Source organism: Rhizobium sp. CC1099 (assembly GCF_029714385.1).
Classification (GTDB): domain Bacteria; phylum Pseudomonadota; class Alphaproteobacteria; order Rhizobiales; family Rhizobiaceae; genus Rhizobium.
On sequence record NZ_CP121641.1, the window covers coordinates 435,005 to 454,987 of the forward strand.

General features: G+C 61.1%; 21 protein-coding genes and 2 pseudogenes. 14 read left to right on the forward strand and 9 right to left on the reverse strand.

The genetic code is table 11. The features are described 5' to 3' along the window. Positions 1-322 precede the first annotated feature (322 nt). The 7 genes from QA644_RS02145 to QA644_RS02175 all read left to right on the forward strand — a co-directional run bounded on the left by QA644_RS02145 (position 323) and on the right by QA644_RS02175 (position 6,922). The gene (locus QA644_RS02145) at positions 323-1,918 is read left to right on the forward strand and encodes an ABC transporter substrate-binding protein (protein ID WP_194729017.1); all 1,596 of its coding nucleotides are present in this window, start codon (positions 323-325) and stop codon (positions 1,916-1,918) included. Positions 1,919-2,004: 86 nt separating this feature from the next. Next, a complete protein-coding gene (locus tag QA644_RS02150) occupies positions 2,005-3,009 on the forward strand; it encodes an ABC transporter permease subunit (RefSeq protein ID WP_239595453.1) in 1,005 nt (334 codons plus the stop codon). A gap of 25 nt (positions 3,010-3,034) precedes the next feature. Next, positions 3,035-3,931 carry an ABC transporter permease subunit gene (locus tag QA644_RS02155; protein ID WP_239599607.1) on the forward strand — a complete coding sequence of 299 codons (897 nt, stop codon included), beginning with the start codon at positions 3,035-3,037 and terminating at the stop codon, positions 3,929-3,931. Then, positions 3,931-4,947, forward strand: a complete 1,017-nt coding sequence (locus QA644_RS02160) for an ABC transporter ATP-binding protein (protein WP_074070171.1) — start codon at positions 3,931-3,933, stop codon at positions 4,945-4,947. The genes QA644_RS02155 and QA644_RS02160 overlap by 1 nt, the downstream gene beginning before the upstream one ends. Next, a complete protein-coding gene (locus QA644_RS02165; protein WP_074066735.1) occupies positions 4,944-5,897 on the forward strand; it encodes a peptide ABC transporter ATP-binding protein in 954 nt (317 codons plus the stop codon). Before QA644_RS02160 ends, QA644_RS02165 begins: the two co-directional genes overlap by 4 nt. A 28-nt stretch (positions 5,898-5,925) precedes the next feature. Further along, the gene (locus tag QA644_RS02170; protein WP_239595449.1) at positions 5,926-6,459 is read left to right on the forward strand and encodes a gluconokinase; all 534 of its coding nucleotides are present in this window, start codon (positions 5,926-5,928) and stop codon (positions 6,457-6,459) included. 76 nt (positions 6,460-6,535) lie between these two features. After that, the gene (locus tag QA644_RS02175; RefSeq protein ID WP_239595446.1) at positions 6,536-6,922 is read left to right on the forward strand and encodes an ester cyclase; all 387 of its coding nucleotides are present in this window, start codon (positions 6,536-6,538) and stop codon (positions 6,920-6,922) included. A 24-nt stretch (positions 6,923-6,946) separates the two neighbouring features. Here the strand turns inward: QA644_RS02175 and QA644_RS02180 are convergent, their stop codons facing one another. The 3 genes from QA644_RS02180 to QA644_RS02190 all read right to left on the reverse strand — a co-directional run bounded on the left by QA644_RS02180 (position 6,947) and on the right by QA644_RS02190 (position 9,824). Further along, positions 6,947-8,194, reverse strand: coding sequence for an FAD-binding oxidoreductase (locus QA644_RS02180; protein WP_283070871.1), 1,248 nt, complete (start codon positions 8,192-8,194; stop codon positions 6,947-6,949). A 77-nt stretch (positions 8,195-8,271) separates the two neighbouring features. Next, the gene (locus tag QA644_RS02185) at positions 8,272-8,775 is read right to left on the reverse strand and encodes an isoprenylcysteine carboxylmethyltransferase family protein (RefSeq protein ID WP_283070873.1); all 504 of its coding nucleotides are present in this window, start codon (positions 8,773-8,775) and stop codon (positions 8,272-8,274) included. Next, positions 8,772-9,824 (reverse strand): type III polyketide synthase, encoded by a 1,053-nt coding sequence (locus tag QA644_RS02190; protein WP_283070875.1) that lies wholly within the window; start codon positions 9,822-9,824, stop codon positions 8,772-8,774. The genes QA644_RS02185 and QA644_RS02190 overlap by 4 nt, the downstream gene beginning before the upstream one ends. Before the next feature lie 169 nt (positions 9,825-9,993). Here QA644_RS02190 and QA644_RS02195 point away from each other — a divergent pair, with 169 nt between their 5' ends. From QA644_RS02195 to QA644_RS02220, 6 genes are all read left to right on the forward strand, one after another. Continuing rightward, on the forward strand, positions 9,994-10,539 hold the full coding sequence (locus QA644_RS02195; RefSeq protein ID WP_074066741.1) for a tetratricopeptide repeat protein: 546 nt from the start codon (positions 9,994-9,996) through the stop codon (positions 10,537-10,539). 37 nt (positions 10,540-10,576) lie between these two features. After that, complete coding sequence (locus QA644_RS02200; protein ID WP_039844034.1) at positions 10,577-11,182, forward strand: sigma-70 family RNA polymerase sigma factor; 606 nt, start codon at positions 10,577-10,579, stop codon at positions 11,180-11,182. Continuing rightward, on the forward strand, positions 11,179-11,970 hold the full coding sequence (locus QA644_RS02205; RefSeq protein ID WP_239595433.1) for an anti-sigma factor: 792 nt from the start codon (positions 11,179-11,181) through the stop codon (positions 11,968-11,970). The genes QA644_RS02200 and QA644_RS02205 overlap by 4 nt, the downstream gene beginning before the upstream one ends. Before the next feature lie 78 nt (positions 11,971-12,048). Next, positions 12,049-12,576 carry a hypothetical protein gene (locus QA644_RS02210; protein ID WP_283070878.1) on the forward strand — a complete coding sequence of 176 codons (528 nt, stop codon included), beginning with the start codon at positions 12,049-12,051 and terminating at the stop codon, positions 12,574-12,576. A gap of 77 nt (positions 12,577-12,653) precedes the next feature. Continuing rightward, positions 12,654-12,818: a DUF1328 domain-containing protein gene (locus QA644_RS02215; RefSeq protein WP_022717247.1), complete on the forward strand. Its 165-nt coding sequence runs from the start codon at positions 12,654-12,656 to the stop codon at positions 12,816-12,818. A 185-nt stretch (positions 12,819-13,003) separates the two neighbouring features. Beyond that, entirely contained in the window at positions 13,004-14,626 is a 1,623-nt protein-coding gene (locus QA644_RS02220; protein ID WP_239595427.1) for an ABC-F family ATP-binding cassette domain-containing protein, read from the forward strand. Positions 14,627-14,650: 24 nt separating this feature from the next. Here the strand turns inward: QA644_RS02220 and pepT are convergent, their stop codons facing one another. Next, positions 14,651-15,883: a peptidase T gene (gene pepT / locus QA644_RS02225; RefSeq protein WP_283070881.1), complete on the reverse strand. Its 1,233-nt coding sequence runs from the start codon at positions 15,881-15,883 to the stop codon at positions 14,651-14,653. A 113-nt stretch (positions 15,884-15,996) separates the two neighbouring features. Here pepT and QA644_RS02230 point away from each other — a divergent pair. After that, positions 15,997-16,386, forward strand: a pseudogene (locus tag QA644_RS02230) (DUF2950 family protein). A 197-nt stretch (positions 16,387-16,583) separates the two neighbouring features. Here the strand turns inward: QA644_RS02230 and QA644_RS02235 are convergent. The 5 genes and pseudogenes from QA644_RS02235 to QA644_RS02255 form a co-directional block, all read right to left on the reverse strand. Continuing rightward, positions 16,584-17,642, reverse strand: a complete 1,059-nt coding sequence (locus tag QA644_RS02235) for an adenylate/guanylate cyclase domain-containing protein (protein WP_283070883.1) — start codon at positions 17,640-17,642, stop codon at positions 16,584-16,586. 137 nt (positions 17,643-17,779) lie between these two features. Next, the gene (locus QA644_RS02240; RefSeq protein WP_239595417.1) at positions 17,780-18,229 is read right to left on the reverse strand and encodes an SRPBCC family protein; all 450 of its coding nucleotides are present in this window, start codon (positions 18,227-18,229) and stop codon (positions 17,780-17,782) included. Between the two features lie 187 nt (positions 18,230-18,416). Continuing rightward, positions 18,417-18,761, reverse strand: coding sequence for a DUF899 family protein (locus tag QA644_RS02245; protein ID WP_283070886.1), 345 nt, complete (start codon positions 18,759-18,761; stop codon positions 18,417-18,419). A gap of 104 nt (positions 18,762-18,865) precedes the next feature. Further along, a pseudogene (locus QA644_RS02250) lies at positions 18,866-19,129 on the reverse strand (hypothetical protein); the annotation flags it as partial. Beyond that, a complete protein-coding gene (locus QA644_RS02255; protein WP_283070888.1) occupies positions 19,110-19,946 on the reverse strand; it encodes a thioredoxin family protein in 837 nt (278 codons plus the stop codon). The gene QA644_RS02255 and the pseudogene QA644_RS02250, both read right to left, overlap by 20 nt. Positions 19,947-19,983: the final 37 nt, after the last annotated feature.

Here is a 19,983-nt window from a genome sequence, read left to right on the forward strand (position 1 = left end):
AATATGCTCATTTACCGCAGCTGCAGCATGCAGCTGCGGTTTTTGCGTTTAGCTCCTCCGGATTGAATGCCGAGAGGCAATTTCGCGTATCCAAAAAGCGCGAAATTATACCAAAAGCGACAAAAACTCAGCTTCTTACGTCCGATTATTTCCAAATGAGGCCGATTTTTGACGGAAAATTTCTAAAGTTGTCCAACTGGAAAAATTTTCTGCGGATACCGTTGCTTTCAGCAAATAAATATCGTTCCATCGGCCCGCTGATCGGGAATATTTGTGCTCGATCTCCAAAGATCAAAAAAGAACAAACCTGGGAAACAAAATTATGAAAAAGCTCTCCGTCCTGCTGGCAGCGACGGCCCTGGCTTCGGTCATGGCGACGTCGGCCTGGTCAAAAACCCTTGTCTATTGCTCTGAAGGTTCGCCGGAAGGCTTCGATCCGGGCCTCTACACCGCAGGCACGACCTTCGACGCGACCTCGCGCACGGTCTACAACCGCCTCGTCGAATTCAAGCACGGCAGCACCGAGATCGAGCCGGGTCTTGCTGAAAGCTGGACCGTTTCCGACGACGGCACGGTCTATACCTTCAAGCTGCGGTCGGGCGTCAAGTTCCAGACGACCGAGTTCTTCACGCCGACGCGCGATCTCAACGCCGACGACGTCATCTTCTCCTTCGAGCGCCAGCTGAAGGCCGACAATCCGTGGAACAAGTATGTCGAAGGCGGTTCTTACGAATACGCCGCCGGCATGGGCTTCCCGGAGCTCATCAAATCGATCGAGAAGGTCGACGACCTGACGGTCAAGTTCACCCTGGCGCATCCTGAAGCGCCCTTCATGGCCGACCTCGCCATGGACTTTGCTTCGATCCTGTCGAAGGAATATGCCGACAAGCTCGCGGCTGACGGCAAGATGAACCAGATGAACCAGATGCCGCTCGGCACCGGTCCGTTCACCTTCGTCGCCTACCAGCCGGATGCCGTCATCCGCTACAAGGCCAACGAGAGCTACTTCAAGGGCAAGGAAAAGATTGACGATCTCGTTTTCGCGATCACCTCCGACGCTGCCGTCCGCGCGCAGAAGCTGAAGGCCGGCGAATGCCACATCATGCCGTACCCGAATGCTGCCGACGTAGCCGAATTGAAGAAGGACGAGAACCTGACCGTCATGGAACAGGCCGGCCTCAACGTTTCCTACGTTGCCTACAACACGCTGATCCCGCCGTTCGACAAGGTTGAAGTCCGCAAGGCTCTCAACATGGCGATCAACAAGCAGGCGATTATCGATGCCGTCTTCCAGGGCGCTGCAGCGATTGCCAAGAACCCGATCCCGCCGACGATGTGGTCGTATAACGATGCCGTCGAAGACGACAAATATGATCCGGATGCGGCAAAGAAGATGCTTGCCGATGCCGGCGTCAAGGATCTCAAGATGAAGCTCTGGGCGATGCCCGTCTCGCGTCCGTACATGCTGAATGCTCGCCGCGCAGCTGAACTGATGCAGGCCGACCTCGCAAAGATCGGCGTCGAAGTCGAGATCGTGACCCATGAATGGGCCGAGTACCTGAAGCTCTCCTCCGCCAAGGACCGTGACGGTGCCGTCATCCTCGGCTGGACCGGCGACAATGGCGATCCGGACAACTTCATGGACACGCTCCTCGGCTGCGACGCTGTCGGCGGCAACAACCGCGCGCAATGGTGCAACAAGGAATTCGACGACCTGATGACCAAGGCCAAGACGACGGCAGATGTTGCCGAGCGCACCAAGGCCTACGAGCAGGCTCAGCTGATCTTCAAGAAGGAAGCTCCCTGGGCAACGCTCGACCATTCGCTCGTCTTCATTCCGGTCAGCAAGAAGGTTTCCGGCTTCGTCCAGGATCCGCTCGGCTACCACCGCTTCGACGGCGTCGACATTTCCGAATAACAAGAATTATGCAAGAATGCCCGGCTAACGCCGGGCTGGCCGGCGGTCAGGCTCCCTGACCGCCGGAAACTATTGGAACATCTGCCATGTTGCGATTTCTCATCGGGCGCCTCGCGGTCCTGATCCCAACATTCCTCGGCGTCACGCTCATTGCCTTCTCGTTCATCCGCATGCTTCCCGGCGATCCCGTCATGCTTCTGTCGGGTGAACGCGTGATGGCGCCTGAGCGTCACGCCCAGATCATGCACGATCTCGGTTTCGACCGGCCCATGTACATTCAGTACTTCGATTACCTCGGCAAGGTGCTGCAGGGCGACTTTGGAACGTCGATCGTCACGAAGCGCCCGGTTCTCGGTGATTTTGGCGCGCTCTTCCCGGCAACGCTCGAGCTCTCGCTTTGTGCCATTCTTCTCGCGGTCTGTCTTGGCGTGCCCGCCGGCGTGTTTGCTGCCGTCAAGCGAGGCACGTGGTTCGACCAAAGTGTGATGGGGGTCGCCCTTGTCGGCTATTCGATGCCGATCTTCTGGTGGGGCCTGCTGCTCATCATCTTTTTCTCCGGCTATCTCGGCTGGACGCCGGTTTCGGGCCGCATCTCGCTCATGTATTTCTTCAAGCCGGTCACCGGCTTCATGCTCATCGACAGCCTGCTGTCGGGGCAGGCGGGCGCCTTCCGCTCCGCCGTCAGCTATCTCATTCTGCCGACGATCGTGCTTGCCACCATTCCGCTTGCCGTCATCGCGCGCCAGACGCGCTCGGCGATGCTCGAAGTGCTTGGCGAAGACTATGTGCGTACTGCCCGCTCCAAGGGTTTGAAGCCAATTCGGGTCGTTGGCGTGCATGCGCTGCGCAATGCCATGATACCGGTTGTGACGACCATCGGTCTGCAAATCGGCGTCCTGCTCGCGGGCGCGATCCTGACCGAGACGATCTTTTCCTGGCCCGGCATCGGCAAGTGGATGGTCGATTCGGTGTTCAAGCGGGACTATGCGGTCGTCCAGGGTGGTCTTCTGCTGATCGCCGGCATCATCATGCTGGTCAATCTGATCGTCGACATCACCTACGGCTTCATCAACCCACGTATTCGGCACTAGGAGCGGTCCCGTGAGTACGACAAACATGCAAACCGGCACGGTCGCTGCAAAAACCGCCCACCCATCGGCTCTTGCGGAATTCTGGTATTATTTCTCGCGAAACAAGGGCGCCGTCATCGGCCTCGCCGTTTTCATCATCATTCTCGTCGTGGCGATATTTGCGCCGCTCGTTGCGCCGCATACGCCAAACGAGCAGAACCGGCAGATGCTTCTTCTTGCTCCGTTCTGGATGGAAGGCGGCAGCTCGTCCTTCCCGCTCGGGACGGACGCTGTCGGACGCGACATTCTCTCGCGCCTCATCTATGGCGCGCGCTTCTCGCTCTTCATCGGCGTTGTCGTCGTGACGATCTCGGTGATCGCTGGCGTTCTGATCGGCCTCGTGGCCGGCTATTTCCGCGGCCGCATCGATATCGCCATCATGCGCCTGATGGATATCATCCTCGCCTTCCCGTCGCTGCTTTTGGCCCTCGTGCTGGTTGCGGTCCTTGGCCCCGGCCTCGTCAATGCGATGATTGCGATCTCCATCGTCAACCAGCCGCATTTCGTGCGCCTGACGCGTGCCTCGGTCATGGCCGAGCGTGAGAAGGAGTATGTCATCGCCTCCCGCGTCGCCGGTGCCGGCACCTTGCGGCTGATGTTCAAGACCATCCTGCCGAACTGTCTCGGGCCGCTGATCGTCCAGGCGACGCTCGCCTTCTCGGCGGCGATCCTCGATGCTGCCGCCCTCGGCTTTCTTGGCATGGGGGCCCAGCCTCCGACACCCGAATGGGGCACGATGCTCGCCGAAGCGCGAGAATTCATCCAGCGCGCCTGGTGGGTCGTAACATTCCCGGGTCTTGCCATCCTCGTCACCGTTCTCGCCATAAACCTGATGGGCGACGGGTTGCGCGATGCGCTCGATCCCAAGCTGAAGAGGTCATGATGCCGCTTCTCGATATTCAGAATCTGACCGTCGAATTCCAGACGTCTTCCGGTCTCTTCCGCGCCGTCGACGGCGTATCGCTCAGCTGCGACAAGGGCGAGATCCTCTCGATCGTTGGTGAATCCGGCTCCGGCAAGTCCGTTGCGATGCTCGCCATGATGGGGCTTCTGCCCTGGACGGCGAAGATCACCGCTGACCGCATGACTTTCGACGGCAAGGAACTCATCGGCATTTCCGGCCGACAGCGCCGCAGGATCATCGGCAAGGACATGGCGATGATCTTCCAGGAGCCGATGTCGAGCCTGAACCCGTGCTTCACGGTCGGCTTCCAGCTTGGCGAGAGTCTGCGGGTGCACATGGGTCTGAACCGCAAGGAGCGCCGCGAGCGCTCGATCGAGCTCCTGAACCTTGTCGGCATCCCGGCGCCGGAAGATCGCCTGTCGAACTTCCCGCACCAGATGTCCGGCGGCATGAGCCAGCGCGTGATGATCGCCATGGCGCTCTCCTGCAATCCGAAGCTCTTGATCGCTGACGAGCCGACGACCGCGCTCGACGTCACGATCCAGGCGCAGATCCTCGATCTGCTCGTGCGCCTGCAGAAGGAGCAGGGCATGGCGCTGGTATTGATTACCCACGACATGGGCGTCGTCGCCGAAACTGCAGAGCGCGTGCAGGTCCAGTATGCCGGACAAAAGGTCGAGGAGCAGCCGGTCAAGGCACTCTTCCGCGACCCGCATCATCCCTATACCGCCGCATTGCTTTCCGCCCTGCCGGAGCGTGCCCAGGTCGGCCAGCATCTGCCGTCGATCGCCGGTGTCGTTCCCGGCCAGCATGACCGCCCGCGCGGCTGTCTCTTTGCGCCGCGCTGCGGCTATGCGACGGTCGAATGCGATCGTGGCGTTGTCCGCCAGGGGCCGGAACTCGGCCTCGCGCTCTGCAACTATCCTTTGAAGGACGGCAAGCCGCTCGGTCATCCCGGCGTGATGCCGAAGCAATCCGCTGGAGACTTCGTATGACCGGCGCCGTTCTCGAGGGCAAGGATCTTGCCCGTTTCTACACTGTCAATCGCGGCATGTTCAAACCGGAGGCGACCGTCAAGGCGCTGAACGGCGTGAGCTTCAGTCTCTATTCCGGCAAGACGCTCGCCGTTGTCGGCGAATCAGGTTGCGGCAAGTCGACGCTCGCGCGCCTGGTCACCATGATCGAAGACCCGACGGCAGGCGAGCTGCTGATCGACGGCAAGCCTGCTCGCGTCGGCGACCGGAGTCTCCGCAGCCAGGTGCAGATCGTTTTCCAAAATCCTTACGGATCGCTCAATCCGCGCCAGAAGGTCGGTGCGATCCTGGAAGAGCCGCTGAAGATCAACACCGATCTCGATGCCGCACGCCGCCGCCGCAAGGCAGAGGAAATGATGGCGCGCGTCGGGCTGCGGCCGGAGCATTACGATCGCTATCCGCACATGTTCTCCGGTGGCCAGCGCCAGCGTATCGCCATTGCCCGCGCGCTCATGCTGCGGCCGAAGGTGCTGGTGCTCGACGAGCCGGTTTCGGCGCTCGACCTGTCGATCCAGGCGCAGGTGCTGAACCTGTTGATGGATCTGCAGAAGGAAATGGGGCTTGCCTATCTCTTCATCTCGCATGGTCTTTCGGTCGTTCGCCATATCGCCGACGATGTGATGGTCATGTATCTCGGCCGCCCGGTCGAGACAGGGCCGGCGGCCGAAGTCTTTGCGCACCCGCGTCATCCCTATACGGCGGCACTTCTGTCGGCGACGCCGATCGCCGATCCCGATCGCGCCAAGAGCCGCATCCGTCTGCACGGCGAGCTTCCCTCGCCGCTGAAGCCGCCGAGCGGCTGTCATTTCAACCCGCGTTGCTGGAAGGCGCAGGACTATTGCCGCCGGGTGGAGCCTGAACTAAGTGGAGAGGGTGAACAAAAATACGCCTGTCATTTTCCGCTCGACTGAACGGACGCAGGCGACGACGGAGGACCGAATGCCGGAACGGACGAACAAGGCCCATGCAATCATCGTCATGGGCGTCAGCGGCTCCGGAAAATCCTCAATCGGCGAGAAACTGGCGGAGGCGCTGAGCCTTCGCTTCATTGAAGGCGACCAGCTTCATCCGGCATCCAATGTCGAGAAGATGTCGAAAGGCATTCCACTGACCGATGCGGACCGCATGCCCTGGCTCGACCTCATCGGTGAAGCCATGAAGGCGGCTCTTGCAAAAGACAATGGCGTCATCGTCTCCTGCTCGGCGCTGAAGCGCATCTATCGCGAGCGGCTGCGCGTCGCGGCCGGCGGCAATCTCTTCTTCGTCTATCTCGAAGGTTCCAAGGAACTGCTGAGCGAGCGGATGGGGCATCGCTCGGGTCACTTCATGCCGACGTCCCTGCTTGAAAGTCAGCTCGAAACGTTGGAAGTGCCGACCGGCGAGCCAGGGGTCGTAACGGTGGATATCGACCACACGATCGAAGACATTGCCGAGGAAGCTCGAAAGAAGCTAGCGCCGCTCGGCGTTGCCTGACCACGATCTATTGACGGCCCCTTAGAGGCGGCCATCTTTGAGTGCTCAGAGAAATCCAGTGCCCGGAGGACTTGCCTTGAGCAGGGCTGAACTTTCAGCGATTTATCGCGATTACATCGCCTGCCTGAACGCGCGGGGCTGGCAGCGGCTGGAGCGCTTTGTCGGCGACGATGTGCGCCACAATGGCCGGCGGCTTGGCCTGGCAGGCTATCGGGCGATGCTGGAGCGGGATTTCGAGGAGATTCCCGACCTTCGTTTTGACGTCCAGTTGCTGACGTCCGACCCACCCCTTATTGCATGCCGGCTGGCTTTCGATTGCACGCCTAAGGGAACGTTCCTCGGCCTTCCAGTCAACGGAAAGAGAGTCTTTTTCACCGAAAACGTCTTCTATCGCTTCGATGGGGAAAAGATCGATGAGGTATGGTCGATCATCGACAAGGCGGCCATCGAAGCACAGCTCTGATGAAAGCCGCCACTTCTCGTGCCGCTAGGGATTGAAGCGCTGCGGCGAATAGGCGGAAATATTGATGAACGGCGTCTCGCCGGTGATCAGTTCCGCCAGCACGCGGCCGGTCACCGGACCGAGCGTCAGGCCGTGGTGCGCATGCCCGAAGGCGAACCACAGGCCATTGTGCCGCGGCGCCTTGCCGATGATCGGCATCATGTCCGGCGTGCAGGGGCGCGCGCCCATCCACGGCTCGGGATCGAGCCTGCGTCCGAGCGGGAAGACGGTACGGGCGACTTTTTCTGCGCGGTCGAGCTGAACCGGTGTTTTCGGCGCGTCGAGTGCTGCGAATTCCGCACCGGTGGTCAGCCGGATGCCGCGGTTCATTGGCGCGAGGAAATAGCCGCGCTCGGCATCGAGCGTCCAGTTGTTGAGGACGGCATTGCCTTCCGCCGCATAGTGCATATGGTAACCGCGCTTGACGCCAAGCGGAAAGGAATAGCCGAGCCGCTTCGTCGCAACCGCAGCCCAAGGACCGAGCGCCATCACCGCGTCGTCTGCCTCGATCGAGCCTTCGGACGTCATGATTTTCCAGCCGGAACCCGACTGGCCGAGCGAAACGGCATCGCCGACAACAAAGCGGCCGCCAAGGCTTTCGAAATAGCTGCGGTAGGCGGCAGTCAGCGCTTGCGGATCAAGGACCGACCAGGGATCGCGCCAGCGGATGCCGCCGGCGAAGGTCTGCATGAGGCTCGGCTCCATGCGGGCAATGTCCGCGGAAGACAGCGTTTCGTAGCTGACGCCGAATTCCTTCTGCCAGCTTTCGGCCTCAGCAAGCTCTTCGTCGCGCGTTACCTCGGTCCGAAAGATCTTCATCCAGCCATCCTTGCGGACCAGCTGTTCTGCATGCGACGCCTCTATCAGGTCCTTGTGCTCCAGGATCGAGTTCTCGATCAGCGGCGCATAGGCACGGGTGATCATCTCATGGCGCCGTGCATTGGAGTTCCACCAGTACCGGGCGAGGAAGGCGAGCTGGCTCGGGAGTGCCTTCAGATGATAGTGCGCGTCGATGCGGTTGTTCAACGCGTAGCGCAGCAGCAGTCCGATCTGTTGGGGAAAGCCGTAAGGCACGACACCTTCACGCTGGATCAGTCCCGCATTGCCGTACGAGGTCTCGCTGCCGGGATCCTTGCGGTCGATCAGCGTCACCTGCCGTCCGCGCCGTTGCAGATGAATTGCCGTCGAAACACCGACGATGCCGGCACCGAGCACGATTGCGTTCTTGGTCATTTTTCCTTGCAGTCCACTGAATTCCAAGGGTGGAAAATGCCCTTAGGATTGCAATGGCGCAATTGAAAAATCGCATTTTATTTCAAAATCATTGCCGTTTTGAGTGCGGCATTTTCGGCACGGATGCGGATGGCGAGCATGAGCGCATTCAGGATGGTGAAGGCGGCCGCGTAGAGCGGCATGCCGAAGGCAAGCGGCAGGACCGCGATTTCCCCCGCAACGACCGCATAATTCGGATGCCGGATGAAGCGATAGGGCCCGCTACGGACGAGCGGCGCCTCCGGCAGAACGATGATCCGCGTCGTCCACCGCTCCTTGAGGGTGGCGAGCACCCAGACGCGGAGGATTTGCAGCAGCATGAAGATGCCGAACCAAACAAGGTTCACCGGCCTGTCCGAGGCGAGCAGCCACAACCCGCCGATCCAGGCGGCATGCAGGGAGACCATGTAGGGGTAATGTTCCGCCCCGGTCTCGCGTGCGCCTTTTGCAAGAAGCGCGGCCGTGTTGCGCCTGGAGAGAACAAGTTCGCCGAGCCGCTGGATCGTGACGAAGGTCAGAAGCGCGATGGACGCAAGCATCATGCCGTCCTCCGCAGCGTAACGCAGCTTGCAGAAAATCCCGGTCCCATGGCGATCATCGCAGCGCGCTCGGGCAGACCGGCGCGGATTGCGCGTTCCAGCACGAAGAGGACGGTTGGCGAGGACATGTTGCCATAGTCGGAAATCACCGCGCGCTCGTGATCCAGCGAACCGGGCGCGAGCGAAAGCGCACTTTCCATTGCCGCCAGCACCTTGGTCCCGCCCGGGTGGCATATGAAACGGTCGATATCCTGACGCGACAGGCCATTGCGGGCAAGGATCGCGTCGACAGCGGGACCAAGCTTCGTCTCCGCGAAGGGCGGCAGCGACTGCGCAAGCACGATGCCGAAGCCTTCGTCGTCGATCTTCCAGCCCATAATGTCGAGCGTGTCGGCAAACAGATGTTCGCCGCTCGATTCCACTTCGGCGATGCCGTCTCCACCATTGCGAAGCACGCAAGCTGCAGCACCATCGCCGAAGAGTGCGGTTGCGATGATATTGGGCCGCGTCAGCTCGTCCAACCGGAAGGCAAGGGTGCAGAGTTCGATCGTCACGAAGAGCACGGTCTTGCCCGGTTTGCCCTTCGCCAGACGCGACGCGATGCCGAAGCCCGAGACGCCGGCAGCACAGCCAAGCCCGAATACGGGGACGCGCTCTATATCCGCCCGGAACCCCATCTTTCCGGCAAGCTGCGCATCGAGGCTCGGCGTCGTAAACCCGGTGGAGGAGACGGTGACGACGCAATCGATGTCGCTTGCCTGCAGATCGGCCTGCCGCAGTGCCTTGGTCGCCGCTTCGATGAAGAGGCTGCTTGCGACCTCGGCATAAGCGTCCATCCGGTCCTGCCAGCCATGCGGCTCGTCGAACCATGAGAGCGGTCGCGCCGCATGTCGCTTGGTAATGCCCGCATTGTCGAAGACGCTCGCAAGATGCCGAAAGTCCTGGAAGCGGCCGGCAAAGAGGCGGGCCGATGCCTCGGCTGCTTCTGCCTGCGTGATGATGTGTTCGGGCACCGCAATGGCGAGGCTCAGAAATTTGACCGTATCGTTCACGGCATGCTCCTTTTGCCCCCCGGCGGTAAAGCGGAGAACACCTCTGACGGCGATTTATTCGTACCGGTTTCGTCACGAAAAGGTGATGAAAAAATGCCCTGCGCCGTCCGAATAAAATGCCGGGCAGGCGTGTTCTTTCGCGGCAACGTCATTTTCCCGGAGATATCCCATGACGACCACGATTGTCCGTATCGCTTCTCTCGTCCTCGGCGGCTGCATCGCCGCCTCCATGCTTTCCACTCCCGTCTTCGCAGTCGGCGGCGGTGGTGGCGGCGGCGCGAACACGCCCACCTGCAAAAAGGGTCAGATCTATGACAAGAGGTCGAAGCAATGCGTGAAGCAGCAGAGCGCCAATGTGACGGATGAGAACCGTACCGACTATGCCTATTCGCTGGCAAAGGCCGGCCGCTACGAAGAAGCGCTGGCGATACTCGACACCGTCAAGGACCAGAACAATGCGGAAGTACTGAATTATCGCGGCTACGCCACCCGTAAGCTCGGTCGCACGGACGAAGGCATCTCCTATTATCTTCAGTCGGTCAAGCTCGATCCCCAATATGCGAAGGTTCGTGAATATCTCGGCGAAGCCTACGTCGTCAAAGGCCGCATCGATCTCGCCAAGGAGCAGTTGAACATGATCAAGGCGATCTGCGGCACGGGTTGCGAGGAATACCAGGACCTCAACGCCGTAATCCTCGATCCATCGAAGATCTGAAAAGAGGCGGCGCGTGGGGGCAAGGAGGGATAGTCGAATGCCGGTCGCGCGCGCCACATTTCCTGCCTATAGTCGCCTGGAAACGGGATTGCCGCTTCGGCTGGCGATCCCCGGAGGACGAACTGGGGCGGAGGCGGCCATCGCGAGCGAAGCGGACATCAGGAAAGGCCTGACAGAGAACCTTGCCAGGCTCTGGCGTTATGGTCTCGTGCTCTCGCGGCAGCGCGATGTGGCCGATGACCTCGTCCAGCAGACCTGTGTCCGGGCGCTGGAACGCGGCGGGCAATTCGAACAGGGGACGCGGCTCGATCGCTGGCTGTTTTCGATCCTGCATTCGATCTGGCTGAACGAGGTCCGCTCCCGCAAGGTCCGCCAGGGCAAGGGCTTGGCTGATCCGGAGGAAGCACTGGTCTTCGACGGAGCCCGCGACACCGAAACGCATGTCATGGCAAATCAGGTGCTGCTGCAGGTGGACGCGCTGCCGGAAGCACAGCGCAGTGCCGTCTTCCTCGCCTACGTGGAAGGGCTCTCCTATCGCGAGGTGGCGGATGTATTGGCCATACCGATCGGAACCGTGATGAGCCGGCTGGCGGCAGCACGCGCGACGCTTTGCGGAGCCATTTCGGACGAGGGACGGCAATGAGCAACGATATCAACATACCCTCTGACGAAGAACTGACGGCCTTCATCGACGGCGAACTGCCGCCGCAGGACGCTGCGCGCATCGAAGCGCTCGCCAATGCCGACGAACGCGTAGCCGCCAGGCTGGAATTCCTGTCCCACAGCAACCTGCCGTTCAAGGAGGCCTTCACCCCGCTTCTCGCCGCCGCGCCGCGGGCGAGCCTCGAATCGATGCTTGCCGCAATCCCCACACAGCGGGAAAGTAGGGGCTCAAGCTTTGCGAGCCGCCGCGGCTTCCTCGGCGCGCTTGCCGCTTCGGTGGTCGTGGGTGTCATTGCAGACCGCGCCTATCTCGGCATCAGCCGCAGCCTTTCGAAGGACGAGGGCGCCGAATGGCGCGCTGTCGTCGCCGAATATATCTCGCTCTACACGTCGGACACGCTGGCAGGGCCCGTTCCGCCTGCCGATGTGCAGAGCGTTCAGCTTGCCCAGATCGACCGAAAGCTCGGGCTTGCACTTTCCCCCAGGATGGTTGCGTTGCCGGGAGTAGACTTTAAGCGCGTGCTGCTCCTGGAATATGACGAAAGACCGCTCGCCCAGATCGCCTACCTTGATCCCGAGACCGGCCCGATGGCGCTCTGCATCATCCACTCGGACAAGGGTGAAAAGGCGCCGGACATCGAAGGCCGCGAGGGCATGAACGTCATCTACTGGTCCAGCCGGAGCCATGCCTTCATGTTGATCGGCCATGCCCCGGCAGACCGGATGCAGGAAATCGTCGATAGCCTCAGGTCAAAATTGACGGCATGATTGCCGTCCCGCCATCATGATGACCAGATTGCATGGTGTTGCCGATCATCTCGATTAGACAGGGACCGGCATTTCAGCATGGATTGGATCAATCGTTATATCGACGAGCCGCTGCTTTCCGGCGCGGCGCGTACGCTGCGGGTTTGGCATGTCTACACGGCGCAGCATCCGGAGCGTTTGGAGCCGGTGTGGAACCTGGCGGCGCTTTCGTTCCTGGCAATCACAAGCCGGTACAATCTCTCCGGACAGCCTCTCGTCCTCAGCCTTGCGGCATTGTTCATGCTGGCTCTGCCGTCCATCTGGAAGCTGGCTTCCTCCGCAAGGGTGGGAAGGGGCGGCTATGACGCCCGGCGTTACAAATCGCTCCGAGCCCGAGCGATCAACAAGCGTGAGGCGGAATGGTCTCTGCGGATGACCGTTCTCTTCGCCTCGGCCGGGCTGCCATTCGTGACGCGCATTGATGATCCCATCGGATCGGCGTTCATGGCTGGCGCATGCATCTGGTTCGTGCTGACTGCGCCCGTGAAGTTCTATCTCGAAGCAGCAGAGCCACCCGCCCCCGACGAAGGCGACCGCGCGCAGCAGGGCATCCTCCAGTTCGGCTGATGCCCTGAAACCAGGCGTTCTGGAACCAATTGCCAAGGGTAGCCGTTGATAGATCAGAATCGAGAGAGGAGTTCACCATGCTGTACTACGCTTTGGTATTTCTCGTCGTAGCCCTGATCGCCGGCGTCCTCGGATTTGGCGGCATCGCAGGCGCTTCGGCTTCCATAGCACAGGTTCTTTTCTTTATATTCCTGGTGCTGTTCGTCGTATCGCTCGTCATGCGCCTGATGCGCCGCGAATAGTGCGACGAAATGAGATGTTTGAAAAACCCGGCGTTGTGGCGCCGGGTTTTTTGCGTCGCTAGGGCGCGATGTCATCCGGCATCAGCCGCGACCCCGAAACAGATCTTAATGCGGAAAAACTTGCGACAGCCTCGCCGCCCCGTGGCATAAGGCCTCCGAAAAACTTTTCTGGGTCCTTATCGCATATGATTCGTATCGAAAACATCAGCAAGCAGAACAGCCACCGCATCCTCTTCATCGAGGCGACCGCAGCGCTCAACAGAGGCGACAAGGTCGGCCTCGTCGGTCCGAACGGTGCCGGCAAGACGACCCTTTTCCGGATGATCACACAGGCGGAGCACCCCGACGAGGGGCAGGTATCGGTCGATAAGGGCATCACCATCGGCTATTTCAATCAGGATGTCGGCGAGATGGAGGGCCGCAGCGCCGTATCCGAGGTGATGGACGGCGCCGGCCCCGTGAGCATCGTTGCTGCCGAATTGCGGGAGCTCGAGGCTGCCATGTCGGACCCCGAACAGGCCGACGACATGGACAGGATCATCGATCGCTACGGCGAGGTCCAGGCGCGCTATGAGGAGCTGGACGGCTATGCCCTGGAAGGACGCGCGCGCGAAGTTCTGGCCGGTCTCAGCTTCAGCCAGGAAATGATGGACGGCGACGTGGGCGCACTGTCCGGCGGCTGGAAGATGCGTGTAGCCCTTGCCCGAATTCTCCTGATGCGTCCTGACGTTATGCTGCTTGATGAGCCGAGCAACCATCTGGATCTGGAAAGCCTTATCTGGCTGGAGGAGTTCCTGAAAGGTTATGACGGCGCGCTGCTGATGACCTCGCACGACCGCGAGTTCATGAATCGCATCGTCACCAAGATTATCGAGATCGATGGCGGCAACTTGAACAGCTACTCCGGCGACTATGCCTTTTACGAGCAGCAGCGGGCCCAGAACGAGAAGCAGCAGCAGGCCCAGTTCGAGCGCCAGCAGGCGATGCTCGCCAAGGAAATCAAGTTTATCGAGCGCTTCAAGGCCCGCGCCTCCCATGCTTCGCAGGTACAGAGCCGCGTGAAGAAGCTGGAGAAGATCGACCGGGTGGAACCGCCCAAGCGCCGCCAGGTCGTCTCATTCGAGTTTCTGCCGGCACCGCGCTCGGGCGACGATGTCATCAGCCTGAAGAACGTGCACAAGAAATACGGTAGCCGAACCATCTACGAGGGGCTGGATTTCATGGTGCGGCGGCGCGAGCGCTGGTGCATCATGGGCATCAACGGCGCCGGAAAGTCTACGCTTCTGAAGCTTGTTGCGGGTTCGGCGGAGCCGGATGAAGGCAACGTCGCTCTCGGTGCCAGCGTGAAGATGGGATATTTCGCGCAGCACGCCATGGATCTCTTGGACGGCGACCGCACCGTACTCCAGTCACTGGAAGATAAGTTCCCGCAAGCGGGGCAGGGCTCATTGCGCGCGCTGGCGGGCTGCTTCGGATTTTCCGGCGACGACGTCGAGAAGAAATGCCGGGTGCTCTCGGGCGGCGAGAAGGCGCGGCTCGTCATGGCAATGATGCTCTTCGATCCGCCGAACCTTCTCGTGCTGGACGAGCCGACAAACCACCTGGATCTGGAGACCAAGGAAATGCTCATTAAGGCGTTGTCCGAGTACGAGGGCACGATGCTGTTCGTTTCGCACGACCGGCACTTCCTGGGCGCTTTGTCCAATCGGGTGCTGGAACTCACCCCCGACGGCATTCACCAGTATAGCGGCGGCTACACGGAATATGTGGCGCGCACCGGTCATGAGGCGCCTGGCCTGCGCAGTTGAGTGGAGAGCAATAAGGGCGCGCGCTTAAGCGCGCTCTTCCCAGATTTTCGCCAGTTCGACGATTGTCTTGACCGCTTTCTCCATATCTTGTCGGCTGACCCATTCGAGCGGCGAGTGGAAGGCGTGGCCGCCTGCGAAGATATTGGGGCAGGGCAGGCTCATGAACGAAAGGCGCGAACCATCGGTCCCGCCCCGGATGCTGCCGCGCACCGGCTCCATTCCGGCGCGCCGGATTGCCTCGACGGCGTTCTCGATGATTTCCGGATGGCGGTCGAGGATGGCCTTCATGTTGCGGTATTGCGGCTTGACTTTGAAGCCGTAAGAGGAGCCGGGATAGTCCACCATGACCTCCTTTATGATCCTCTCCAGCATGGCTTCCTTGGCTGCGAGGCCACCGTCATTGAAGTCACGAACGATAAGGTTGAGGGCTGCTTTTTCCATCGAGCCTGTGACGCCCGTTGGGTGAACAAATCCCTCTCTGCCTTCGGTCGTCTCCGGTGCCACGTTCTTCGGCAGCCGGCTAATGATCGCGCCGGCGATCTTAATGGCGTTTTCCATCTTTCCCTTGGCGAAGCCGGGATGGATGGCCACACCTTGAATAGTGATCTCGACGCCATCGGCGGAGAAGGTCTCGTCTTCGATATGCCCTGCCGTCTCGCCATCCATGGTGTATGCGAACCGGGCGCCAAGCTTTTCAAGGTCGGCCTTGTCGACGCCACGGCCGATCTCCTCGTCCGGCGTGAAGAGGATCTTGATCGTCCCGTGCTTGATATCCGGATTGTCGACCAGGATTTGCGCTGCCGTCATGATCTCGGCAATGCCGGCCTTGTCGTCGGCCCCGAGCAGCGTCGTACCGTCGGTGGTGATGATGTCGTTGCCGATCTGGTCGTTGAGCGCCGGATTGTCGCCAACGCAAATGACCTGCTGCGGATCGCCTGAAAGCTTAATGTCGCCGCCGTTGTAGTTCGGCACGATTTGCGGCTTGACATTCGTTCCGGTGAAGTCCGGTGCCGTATCCATATGCGAACAGAAGCAGATGACCGGCACTGGCTTGTCCACATTGGACGGAATGGTCGCATAGACATAGCCGTGTTCGTCGAGATGCGCATCCGAAAGCCCGATTGCCAGCAGTTCCTCGACCAGCACACGGCCGAGATTCTTCTGCTTATCGGTGGAAGGCTGCGTCGACGACGTAGGATCCGATTGCGTATCAATAACGACATATCGAAGGAAGCGATCGGTAACAGTATCGGTCATAGACTCAAGTCCAGTGCATGATCGTCATCGATGGACTGCTGTAACCTTCATCCGCGTTGCGGTGAAGGCCTTTTTTGCCTCGCGCCTGTGTCAGCGGCGCAGGCAGGCTTCGTATGGCGAGTATTGACGATCAGTCGGAACTTCAGAAGGCAACGGAGGACAGGGGCTATTACGGCTACCGCTTTAAGATACTCAAGCGGCAGGGCGCCAACATCGCCGGCGGCGCCTATGACTATACCATCAACGGAAACATGATCGCCGGTTTCGGCCCCGTCGCCTAGCCGGTGACATACGGCGAAACCGGCATCCACATCTTCGTGGTCAACCGCAACGGCATCGTCTATCAGGCGGATCTCGGAGAAGGCACGGATAAGCTGGCGCCTGGCATCGAGCGGATCAAATCCGAAGGACAATTGAGCCGTGACCGAGGATTGAGCGGGTTTCACCGCTGTTCTTGGAAAGGGAATTGCGAGGAGAAATGGCTCGTTGGGGGAATCTCTTGACCTCAATCAGGACCTTCATTGGCCGACACCACCACTGGTAAGAGCGGAGCCCGAGTCGCAGCTGAGCGCAGCCTCTGGAAATGACCGGCTCAGGTGGCGTATGCCGGCCGCTGCCAAAGTCGATTGACTGCAGACGTATCGACCTCTCATGTATTGTCGCGTATCCAATGTCCTTTACCAGGCCCGGACAGCAGAGCTTAATCCTCCGGCAGGGTGAAGACCGCGCAGGGGTCGGCGATGCCGCGCAATGCGTGTTCGCCCAAGGGGATCAAGGCCGTTGCCGTCTCCTTGGCGACAGCGCCCGAGATGAGCACGTTGTGACCAAGGGGCTTGCAGAGCCCTTCGAGCCGGCTGACCAGGTTGACCGCGGGGCCGATGGCGGTAAAGTCCAGCCGGTCGGCCGCGCCGATATTGCCCCATAACATCTCTCCGAAATGCAGTGCCATGCCGAAGGGCAGCGATGGCAGGCCCTGCGCCTGCCGCGTCGCATCGAGATGAGCCATACCGGCGCGGGCAGCGGCGACCGCGCGCAGCGCCGCGTCGCATGCCTCGCCCGGCGCGCCGGCGGCCGGGAAGATGGCCAGCACGCCGTCGCCGATGAACTTCAGCACTTCGCCCCCGAAAGCATGTACCGCCCCCGTGACGCGGTCGAACCAGGCGTCGAGGGCGGCGATCATGACGGTGGGCTCTGTCGCTTCGGACAGCGCTGTGAAATCGCGCAGATCGGCGCAGAGCAATGCGGCACGGATGGTCTCGCCGGCACCCCGGCAGAGCGCGCCGGCCTGCACCTGCGCGGCGCTGCGCCGGCCGAGATAGGCCTCGAGCAGCGTTGCCAGCGCCGCCCGTGCGGCCAGCGCGGCCAAGGGAGCGGCGGCAAAGCGCGAGGCCTGTCGCAGCCGGTAGGCCTCGGCGGGATCGAATGGTCGGCACCCAGCCCAACCCAGCACCGGGCTGTCCGGAGCCGGGCCGACTGTCTCCTCCAGCACGGGGCCAAGTCCGGCAAGCCAGCCGTGTCCGGCCTGACCGGGCGGCCCCCCGGCAAAGCCGAGCGCCTCGATCACTACTCCGGTTTCGGCCCGCCATAACCAGGTGCGGCGGGCGATGATCGGATGCGGCACGGCAAGCGTCAGGGCTGCGCCGGCCAGCGGCAGGCCGTCGGCGAGCAACCGGCCGCCGAGCTCGGCCAGGAACAATTCGGGGTCGGATGAGGCGCCAGCCTCGTCGACCAGCCAGGCAAGGGGGGCGGGCAGATCCATGCCGCGATCATGCCACGGGGGCCGGAGGCTGTCATCCACGCCGTGGCGAGGGCATGTCCGCCTGCCTTATGTCGGAGGACATCCCGGCTGACCGTTGCCTGGCGATCGCCTCAAGGCGGGCGTTTCGGGAGCGGAGTTTAGTCATATCTGCCATGCATCGGATCCGGGCCCGGGTCACGTCCGGCTGCTACCTCGACCAGCCGGCCGAGGTAGTGAGCCCAGCCTTCCGCATGGCCGGCGCATTGTTCGGCATTGGGCAGGCCAGTGTGGGTCAGCCGCAGCAGCGTCCCGTCCGGCTGCTCGATCAGGTCGATCTCGACCAGGCTCGACCCCGGCGGCACGATTTCGCTGCCGTCCCAGCCGAAGCTGTAGGCCAGACGGTGCACCGGCACCACCTCGCGAAAGGAACCGCGGGCGAAGCGAGCGCCGGTGACGTTGACCAGATAGATCCCCCCAGGCTGCGGCTCGATCTCCGCCTCAGTACCCATCCAGCGCAGGATTTTCTCTGGATCTGTCAACAGGGCAAACACCGCCGAGGGCGGCGCCGGGATATGCGTCTCGCGACGAACGACAAGGGTCTCTTGCATTGGTCTCTCCTGTGGTTGCTATTGCCTGCCCCGTTTGAGGCGCAGAATGGACGGGGGTTGTCCCGCTTGGCGTGAGACAGCATGTAGGCAAACGCTCACCTGCAACAAGGGCACCGGCCACCGCTTGCGATCGCACTGCCAAGTGATTGCTGGTTATGCCACCGGGCGCCGCATCTTTTGCGTCGGATCAGTACTGATCGTGCCGGCGTAGCCACTCCATCGGGTAGTTTAAACCGTCCTCATCACGGCCTTTCGGCACGAGGTCGAGGTACCGGTAGGCGCCATTGACCATGTCGATGCCCCGCTCATAGCAGGAAAAGGTGTGGAACACCTGGCCTCGCTCGTCCTTGTAGAAGACGCTGATCCCTTCCTCTTCTGAGCCAGCAATCGCGCGGCCCGGTTGGTAGTTGTAGTACGCCTCGCCCTTGGCGATCTCTTCCGGGGTGAACGAAACATGATAGTCGAAATTGAAATCGCTGCCGGGACGACACCCATGGGAAACTCCAGCCCATGCGCTTCTTGTAGGCTTCAATCTTGGCCGGTGGAGCACGCGAGACCGACGTGAATGTCACGTCGCGATGATTCCTGTTCGTTGGCGCTTTGCGGGGCGAAAGCCGGATCGGGACGACAGGTTCCGCTTCGCAGGCTGGAGATCAGCTTCAGCCAGGGCGCCAAATGGAAGGCGCTCATCAGCAAGTACATCGGGACCATTCCGGTCAGCGGCGACGTATGAGACGCGGCAGAGCAGATCATCTCCGTACCGCCAAAGACGGTAGTCAACAGCGCCATGACCGCGAAGGTCGGGGCCGCCGCAAGGGATAGCCAATCGGCGGCACCGAGGGCCGCCAGGTTGCCGCTTTCGCCGGAGGAGCCCAAAGATTCACGCCGAGCAGCAATCATCGTTGTGACCCCCCCGGCGAAATTGCTTGTCGTACTTGTCGTGGTGGCGCCACCAGACGCCGTGCTCGTTGCGCCCTATAGGAGCACGGTCGAGCCATTGGTACATACCCCACAGGCCGTCCAGACCGCGCGCATAGCTGGAATAGGTATGGTAGACGATGCCATCGTCGAGCACGAAGGCACTGAGGCCCGGCCTGTCGCGCGTATATGTGGCAACGTCGGTTCCGGTCATGGCTGCGATCTGCGCGACCGGCCCCTCGCTGCCACGCACCTGCCATTCCTGAACGGTTTTTCCTGCGAGCGGCTCAGGTGCCGGCGGCTCGCGGTGGAAATTGTATTCTATGCTGCCCTCGCGCTGCTGCTCTTCAGTGAACCAGACGCCGAAGTCACGGTTGAAGTCGCCGCCGTTCGACGACGCCCAGGGAAAGGTCCAGCCCATCCGCCGCTTGAACCCCTGCAGCTTTGCGAGCGGTGCGCGCGAGACCGCCGAGAAGGCGACATCGTGGTTCTCGAGATGGATGACGATGCCGTTGAATCCGTCGGCGATCGAAGAGCAGGACGGGCAGCCGGCCGTATAGTCGGGACCGAACATGAAGTGATAGACGAGAAGCTGCGAGCGGCCCCTGAAAAGATCCGCCAGCTTGGCGCCCCCTTCTTCGGTCTCGAACCGGTATTCCTTGTCGATCCGAACCCAGGGCAATTCCTGACGCCGCAACGCCAATGCGTCGCTGCGCCGTGTCAGCTCCTTTTCATCCTTGAGCAGGTCGAGCCGTGCCGACAACCACTCTTTGCGTGTTCCGGTTACGTGTGCCGTCATCGTTCTTCTCCAATGGCTGTGTCGCCGTCTCAATTTC

Coding starts and splice junctions, on each gene's coding strand:
- pepT (WP_283070881.1), bottom strand. CDS start 15,883: ATGACCGATACTGTTACCGATCGCTTCCTTCGATATGTCGTTATTGAT.
- QA644_RS02180 (WP_283070871.1), bottom strand. CDS start 8,194: ATGACCAAGAACGCAATCGTGCTCGGTGCCGGCATCGTCGGTGTTTCG.
- QA644_RS02215 (WP_022717247.1), top strand. CDS start 12,654: ATGCTGTACTACGCTTTGGTATTTCTCGTCGTAGCCCTGATCGCCGGC.
- QA644_RS02185 (WP_283070873.1), bottom strand. CDS start 8,775: ATGATGCTTGCGTCCATCGCGCTTCTGACCTTCGTCACGATCCAGCGG.
- QA644_RS02235 (WP_283070883.1), bottom strand. CDS start 17,642: ATGGATCTGCCCGCCCCCCTTGCCTGGCTGGTCGACGAGGCTGGCGCC.
- QA644_RS02240 (WP_239595417.1), bottom strand. CDS start 18,229: ATGCAAGAGACCCTTGTCGTTCGTCGCGAGACGCATATCCCGGCGCCG.
- QA644_RS02165 (WP_074066735.1), top strand. CDS start 4,944: ATGACCGGCGCCGTTCTCGAGGGCAAGGATCTTGCCCGTTTCTACACT.
- QA644_RS02200 (WP_039844034.1), top strand. CDS start 10,577: ATGCCGGTCGCGCGCGCCACATTTCCTGCCTATAGTCGCCTGGAAACG.
- QA644_RS02205 (WP_239595433.1), top strand. CDS start 11,179: ATGAGCAACGATATCAACATACCCTCTGACGAAGAACTGACGGCCTTC.
- QA644_RS02145 (WP_194729017.1), top strand. CDS start 323: ATGAAAAAGCTCTCCGTCCTGCTGGCAGCGACGGCCCTGGCTTCGGTC.
- QA644_RS02170 (WP_239595449.1), top strand. CDS start 5,926: ATGCCGGAACGGACGAACAAGGCCCATGCAATCATCGTCATGGGCGTC.
- QA644_RS02220 (WP_239595427.1), top strand. CDS start 13,004: ATGATTCGTATCGAAAACATCAGCAAGCAGAACAGCCACCGCATCCTC.
- QA644_RS02150 (WP_239595453.1), top strand. CDS start 2,005: ATGTTGCGATTTCTCATCGGGCGCCTCGCGGTCCTGATCCCAACATTC.
- QA644_RS02155 (WP_239599607.1), top strand. CDS start 3,035: ATGCAAACCGGCACGGTCGCTGCAAAAACCGCCCACCCATCGGCTCTT.
- QA644_RS02195 (WP_074066741.1), top strand. CDS start 9,994: ATGACGACCACGATTGTCCGTATCGCTTCTCTCGTCCTCGGCGGCTGC.
- QA644_RS02255 (WP_283070888.1), bottom strand. CDS start 19,946: ATGACGGCACACGTAACCGGAACACGCAAAGAGTGGTTGTCGGCACGG.
- QA644_RS02210 (WP_283070878.1), top strand. CDS start 12,049: ATGGATTGGATCAATCGTTATATCGACGAGCCGCTGCTTTCCGGCGCG.
- QA644_RS02160 (WP_074070171.1), top strand. CDS start 3,931: ATGCCGCTTCTCGATATTCAGAATCTGACCGTCGAATTCCAGACGTCT.